The sequence below is a fragment of the Bellilinea sp. genome (assembly GCF_034432615.1).
Lineage (GTDB): Bacteria > Chloroflexota > Anaerolineae > Anaerolineales > Anaerolineaceae > Bellilinea.
Window position 1 is genome coordinate 1 of record NZ_DAOUBL010000313.1, and the last position, 4355, is coordinate 4355.

Sequence of the window (4355 nt, forward strand, 5' to 3'; positions counted from 1 at the left end):
TCCGATCTTCCGGGCGATTACGCCAGTATTTGACGGGGCAAACGAAAAGGAAATTGAAGCCGAACTTGCCCGAGCGTGGATTATTGACCACGCATGGAAGGAAGCCGGTGAACAAGCCTGGCAATGGCTCAAAGAACAGACTTACGACCCCGAAAGCATCCGCGATGATGATGAAGTCCGGCTGCTGTACCTTGAACAGGAATTGGCCAGCCATGGCTATGATGTGGAAAAACTTTCCTATGATGAAAATTATGCGCGCTGGTCGTGGATGGAAGTCTGGTTGCAGGAGCACGGCTACAACCCCAAAGATATCCTTGTATATGAAGAAAATGTTACCCATGACCCGCAAATGGTGGTGAAAGATCAGCATGCGGTGACAGCCTGTTTGCGCTTGTGGCTGCATGAAAATGGCATTGAAGTTGACGCAAATGCCGATGATCAACAGGTGCGCCAGCAGGCAGAAGCCTACATGTTGGAAAGCGGCAATCCCATGCCGGTAATTGGTAAAGTAACATTGCGGGATGGAAAGACGGGTATGCCTTATGACCAGCCTGTTACGGTGGGGGTGATGACCATGCTCAAGTTGCATCACCTGGTGGAAGACAAAGTGCACGCGCGCTCGACCGGTCCGTACTCGCTTGTTACCCAACAGCCTTTGGGTGGAAAAGCCCAGTTCGGTGGCCAGCGCTTTGGCGAAATGGAGGTGTGGGCGCTGGAAGCCTACGGTGCAGCCTACACCCTGCAGGAGATTTTGACCGTAAAATCGGATGACGTACAGGGACGCGTGGCTACTTACGAGGCCATCGTCAAGAATGAGCCAATTGAAGAACCCGGCCTGCCGGCATCCTTCCGCGTGCTGGTGAAGGAATTGCAGAGTCTGGGTCTGGCGGTTGAGGCGGTCATGGACTCGGGTGAGATCATCCGCTTTGGTAAAGATGAAGAACGGGTGCGTCCGCCCAAACTGGAAACCGGCTTGCTGGCATTGGGAGAGGATTTGGATGAACTGATGTGAAAGGTTGACGGGGAATCACCCCCGTGATATAATCCATCTCCGTGCCTTTACTGTCCGAAAACGCAGTTCTAACGGACGAACGGGAATCAGTGAGGCGATCTCTTGATGTGATCGCCTCCGTTGTTGAAAAAAACACATTCAATCAAGGCGAGCAATCGCCGCAGGACTAATCTTCTGGAGGCAAAAGAACGTGCCAACAATTAACCAACTGATCCGCAAAGGTCGTCAAACCAAAAAGGTCAAGAGCAAGGCTCCTGCGCTGCAATACACCTATAACTCGATGAAGCAGCGCCGCACCCGTCAGGAGAAAGGCGCTCCGCAAAAACGCGGTGTGTGCACTTCTGTGCGTACCATGACCCCCAAAAAGCCGAACTCGGCGCTGCGCAAGATTGCCCGTGTTCGTCTGACCAACATGATTGAGGTGACCGCCTACATTCCTGGGGAAGGTCATCAATTGCAGGAGCACTCGGTGGTGCTGGTGCGCGGTGGTCGTGTGAAAGACTTGCCGGGTGTCCGCTATCATATTGTGCGCGGTACGCTGGATACAACCGGAGTTGCCAAACGCGCTCAGGGTCGTTCCAAGTATGGTGCCAAGAAAGCCAAGAAATAAGCCTGACCTGAGGATGGAGAAAGTTTCATGCGTCGTACCAAACCAGAAAAAAGAGTTGTAGAACCGGATGTGCGCTATAACAGCGTAGATCTGCAAAAATTCATCCATCACATTTTGCGCCGCGGAAAGAAAAGCCTGGCGGTATCCATAGTTTATGATGCGATGGACATGATCAAAGAAAAGACCGGCCGTAATCCGCTGGAGGTTTTTGAACTGGCGCTGAAGAACGTTGGCCCAATTATGGAAGTGCGTCCCCGCCGTGTGGGTGGCGCCACTTATCAGGTTCCAATGGAAGTGCCAGGTGACCGTCGTCTGGCGCTGGCGATGCGCTGGATTGCGGATGCTGCCCGCGCTCGTGCCGGTAAATCCTTTGCAGAGAAAATTGCAGCCGAATTGATTGATGCTGCCAATAATCAGGGCAATGCCGTGCGTAAGCGCGAAGAAACTCACAAAATGGCCGAAGCCAACCGCGCTTTCTCCCATTATCGGGTGTAGCCGGTGTTTTGGCGTTTGGGTTTAGTGCAGGAAGAGTCTCATGCCGCGTAATTTTCCGTTAGAAAAGTGCCGCAATATTGGGATTATCGCTCATATTGATGCTGGGAAAACCACCACCACTGAGCGGATCCTGTTCTACACCGGCAAAACCTATCGGATTGGCTCGGTGGATGAAGGCACAACCGTCACTGACTGGATGGCCCAGGAACGGGAACGCGGTATTACCATTGTGTCTGCAGCGGTAACGGCGGAATGGAAGGGCTATCAAATCAACGTGATTGATACGCCCGGTCACATTGACTTCACGGCTGAGGTGCAGCGTTCCCTGCGGGTTTTGGACGGCGGAGTGGTGATTTTTGATGCGGTTCAAGGGGTTGAACCACAAAGTGAAACGGTCTGGCGTCAGGCAGACCGCTATCAGGTCCCGCGGATTTGTTTCGTCAATAAGATGGATCGGGTAGGTGCCTCTTTTGAGCGCACGATTGAATCAATCCGCCAGCGTTTGGGGGCGAACCCAATTGCGATGCAAATTCCCATTGGCGAGGAATCGGCTTTTGAAGGGGTGGTGGATTTGCTGACCATGCAAGCCATCACATGGGAAGATGAATTGGGCCGTGAACCAAAATACGGAAAAATACCCGATTACCTTCTGCCCCAGGCCCAGGAAATGCGCGCCATCATGGTTGAAAAGATCGCCGAATTCGAGGATGAATTGATCATCAAGTTCCTTGAAGGCGAGGAAATTTCCGTAGATGAATTGAAACAGGTGCTGCGACGAGCGGTCATTGCCAACAAAGCAACACCTGTTTTTTGCGGTTCTTCCCTGCGCAACAAGGGGGTTCAGCCAATACTGGATGCAGTCATTGATTATTTGCCGTCACCGATGGATATCCCGCCAGTCAAAGGGGTGGACCCGGATAACCATGACCGCATCATCGAGCGTCCGGTTGATGATGATGCTCCCATGAGCGCGCTGGTTTTCAAAATTGTGGCTGACCCGTATGTGGGCAGGCTGGCCTATTTCCGGGTGTATTCGGGAAAAGTGACCCAGGGCGAAACCGTGCTCAATTCTTCCAAAAACCGCAAGGAGCGGATTGGGCGTATGGTGCGCATGTACGCTGACCGGCGCGAAGACATCACCGAAGTGTATGCAGGAGATATTGGGGCTGTTCTGGGTTTCAAGGATACCTTTACCGGTGATACCCTGTGCGACCCCAAGAATCCGATTTTGCTGGAAAGCATCACCTTCCCCGAACCGGTCATTTTTGTGGCTGTGGAACCGAAAACCACCGCCGATCAAGACCGCATGGCAGAAGCCCTGCGCCGGTTGGCCGAAGAAGACCCTACATTCAAGGTGCGCACAGATGAAAATACCGGCCAGACCATCATTGCCGGTATGGGCGAACTGCATCTGGACATTATCGTAGACCGTATGATGCGTGAATTCCGCGTTCAGGCCAATGTTGGCCGCCCGCGGGTTTCCTACCGCGAAACGATTACCCGCCCGGTAATCGGAGTCAATTACAAGTATGTCAAACAAACCGGCGGTCGTGGTCAGTACGGGCATGTGGTTCTGACCCTTGAGCCACTTGAACGCGGTAACGGCATCCGTTTTGTAGATCGAATTGTGGGCGGTGTTATTCCTAAGGAATACATCCCGGCAGTCGAAAAAGGTATTTTGGAAGCGGCCGAGTCGGGGATTCTGGCGGGGTATCCGGTGACGGATATTCAGGTCACCCTGACCGATGGATCCTATCATGAGGTTGACTCCAGTGAAATGGCGTTCAAAATGGCTGCCATTTTTGCCTTCAAGGAAGGCATGCAGCGCGGAGCGCCGGTACTTTTGGAGCCGATCATGAAAGTGGAGGTTGTGTTACCGGAAGAATATTTGGGTGATGTACTGGCTCAATTGAATTCCCGCCGGGCTGAAATCCAGGGAATGGATATGCGTCCGGGCAATGCGCAGGCCATCCGCGCGCTGGTGCCATTGGCCGAAATGTTTGGGTATACCACCGAGCTGCGCTCGGCTACTCAGGGTAGGGGCGTCTATTCGATGGAGTTTGACCACTATGCCCCGGTACCCGAATCGGTAAAACAAAAAATTCTCAACTAATATCATTCACTGAATTCCTATCAGGACTTTTTGCGAGGAGAGATTAAATCACATGGCGAAGCAAAAATTTGAGCGAACGAAACCGCATCTGAACGTAGGGACCATGGGGCATATTGACCATGGCA

At 52.6% G+C, this 4355-nt stretch carries 3 protein-coding genes and 1 pseudogene; all 4 read left to right on the forward strand.

Annotation, left to right across the window (positions count from 1 at the left end):
* A pseudogene (locus VAE48_RS14225) lies at positions 1-1012 on the forward strand (DNA-directed RNA polymerase subunit beta); the annotation flags it as partial.
* A gap of 190 nt (positions 1013-1202) precedes the next feature.
* A complete protein-coding gene (gene rpsL / locus VAE48_RS14230) occupies positions 1203-1622 on the forward strand; it encodes a 30S ribosomal protein S12 (protein ID WP_322793991.1) in 420 nt (139 codons plus the stop codon).
* 27 nt (positions 1623-1649) lie between these two features.
* Positions 1650-2117 carry a 30S ribosomal protein S7 gene (gene rpsG, locus VAE48_RS14235; protein ID WP_322793992.1) on the forward strand — a complete coding sequence of 156 codons (468 nt, stop codon included), beginning with the start codon at positions 1650-1652 and terminating at the stop codon, positions 2115-2117.
* Between the two features lie 40 nt (positions 2118-2157).
* On the forward strand, positions 2158-4230 hold the full coding sequence (gene fusA / locus VAE48_RS14240) for an elongation factor G (protein WP_322793993.1): 2073 nt from the start codon (positions 2158-2160) through the stop codon (positions 4228-4230).
* The last annotated feature ends 125 nt before the right edge of the window (positions 4231-4355 follow it).

Coding starts and splice junctions, on each gene's coding strand:
- rpsG (WP_322793992.1), top strand. CDS start 1,650: ATGCGTCGTACCAAACCAGAAAAAAGAGTTGTAGAACCGGATGTGCGC.
- fusA (WP_322793993.1), top strand. CDS start 2,158: ATGCCGCGTAATTTTCCGTTAGAAAAGTGCCGCAATATTGGGATTATC.